The organism is Sphingobacterium sp. SGL-16, from assembly GCF_011043515.1.
Classification (GTDB): Bacteria; Bacteroidota; Bacteroidia; order Sphingobacteriales; family Sphingobacteriaceae; genus Sphingobacterium; species Sphingobacterium litopenaei.
Window position 1 is genome coordinate 1 of sequence record NZ_JAAKGQ010000103.1, and the last position, 1,595, is coordinate 1,595.

1 protein-coding gene is annotated in these 1,595 nt (G+C 36.2%); it reads left to right on the plus strand.

Annotated features, from left to right (window positions below):
- Positions 1 to 16: 16 nt before the first annotated feature.
- Entirely contained in the window at positions 17 to 1,552 is a 1,536-nt protein-coding gene (locus G5B32_RS16820; protein WP_165292650.1) for an IS1182 family transposase, read from the plus strand.
- The last annotated feature ends 43 nt before the right edge of the window (positions 1,553 to 1,595 follow it).

Sequence of the window (1,595 nt, forward strand, 5' to 3'; positions counted from 1 at the left end):
TAATCAACGTGTTTTTATGGCCAAAAGAGTACCTATCTTTAAACCTTATTTTCAAGACCAGATCATGGCAATTCCTCCAAGCCTGGATGAATTGGTATCTAAGTCACATCCTGTTCGGATTGTTAATGATGTAATCAATCGAATTAATATTCAAGGGTTATTGGATGCCTATAAAATTAAAGGCTCCTCTAGCTATCATCCTCAAATGTTATTGAAGGTTTTAGTTTTCGGCTACCTTAGCAATATTTATAGTAGTCGTAAATTGGAGATGGCATGCCGCGAAAATGTTAATTTTATGTGGTTAAGCGGCATGAGCTTTCCTGATCATAATACAATTAATAGATTTCGTGGAGTCCGCTTGAAGCAAGCATTACGCAGTATTTTTGAGGGAGTAGTAAAACTATTGGCCGATGAAGGCCTTTTAAGTATTGATGATGTTTATGTAGATGGGACAAAAATAGAAGCTAATGCAAACAAATATACTTTTGTCTGGAAGAAGTCGATCCACACCAATAAGGAGAAGATGAAAAAGGCCTTAGCAGAAATTTGGGATTATGCCCAAAGCGTTGCTAAAACAGAAGATGATTTACCTGATCCCCCTGATTTGACAGATATTAATAAAGAAAAGGTCCAGGCTACTGTTGACAAACTCAATGCTGTACTAGCTGATAATAAGGATGTAAGTAAGAAAATGCGTTCTAAACTACAGTATGTCACTAAAAACTATCCGACTAAAATTGAGGAGTATGAACAACAGGAGGCTATTCTTGGTGAGCGAAACAGCTATAGCAAGACGGATACACAGGCTACTTTCATGCGCATGAAAGAAGATCCTATGCTTAATGGGCAGCTGAAACCAGGTTACAATATTCAACTCTCTACCTCTAACCAATATATCGTTAATTATACTATTCATTCCAATCCTACTGATACACGAACACTAAGCTTACACCTTGACCAGCATAAACAAAGTTACGGCAAACATCCAGAAGCGGTCACTGCAGACGCTGGGTATGGCAGCGAGGAAAATTACGATTATCTTGAAGCAAAGGATATAAAGGGATACGTTAAATATAATATGTTTGATAAGGAGCAAAAAAATAGTAATCCAATTAAAGTTCCTTTTAGTGTGGATAATCTGTATTATAATAAAGATGAAGACTGGTATATATGTCCAATGGGGCAACGTATGACTTGTTTAGGAACCTTCAAGATAAAAAATGCTTCTGGTTTCGAGCAAGAAGTAAAAAAGTATCAGGCAAAAAATTGCAGCAATTGTCCTTTAAATGGAGCTTGTCATAAATGTACAGGAAACAGAATAATTCAAGTAAATGAAAATCTAAACCGGCACAAGGATAGAGCATATGAACTGCTTAATAGTGAAGAAGGTATTGCAAAACGTAAAAAACGATGTTGTGATGTGGAACCGGTCTTCGGAAACATAAAACAAAATCATAATTTCCGCCGCTTTATGCTCCGCGGTAAAGATCTTGTGTCAATAGAATGGGGATTATTGGCAATTGCACAAAATTTAAGAAAGAAAGCGGCCTAAAAAGACCGCTTTTTTGATATTTTGAACTAAATATTGAAATATT